We start from the raw sequence: 508 nt of genomic DNA on the forward strand, positions 1-508 counted from the left end.
CCGCCACCCTCGTCGGCATCGCACTCATCATTTTCGGCAGCAAAGAACGCACCGAAAAAGGGGAATGGGGTAGCGCATTGCAATGGGGCTACTTGCTCGCCATGGCAGGCATCTTCGGTATCATCGTTATGGTTTTGCAATGGAGTTTTACCGCCGCCTTGCTCACATTCACGCTGGGAACAGGCATCATTTGGCTCTGGCAAAAGAAAACACACACAAAGCAGCCTGAAAACACTTACGACCACAACCATTTCCGTGACTACATTGCAGGCTTTTTCCCTTTGATTGCGGTAGTATTCGTGCTGCGAACCTTTGTTGCCGAACCATTTACCATTCCATCCAGCTCCATGCGCCCTGGCTTGGTAAAAGGTGATTTTATCTTGGTGAACAAATTTGCTTACGGCATCCGTATTCCTGTGGTGAACACTGTGGCGATTCCTACGGACAACATTCAGCGTGGCGATGTGGTGGTGTTCAACTACCCCATTGAACCTAATACCAATTATAT

General features: G+C 49.0%; 1 protein-coding gene. It reads left to right on the forward strand.

The features are described 5' to 3' along the window. On the forward strand, positions 1-508 hold a 508-nt coding region (gene lepB, locus L1D47_RS21100), incomplete at both ends, for a signal peptidase I (protein WP_239886657.1).

This window comes from Shewanella sp. Isolate7, from assembly GCF_022398425.1.
GTDB lineage: Bacteria > Pseudomonadota > Gammaproteobacteria > Enterobacterales > Shewanellaceae > Shewanella.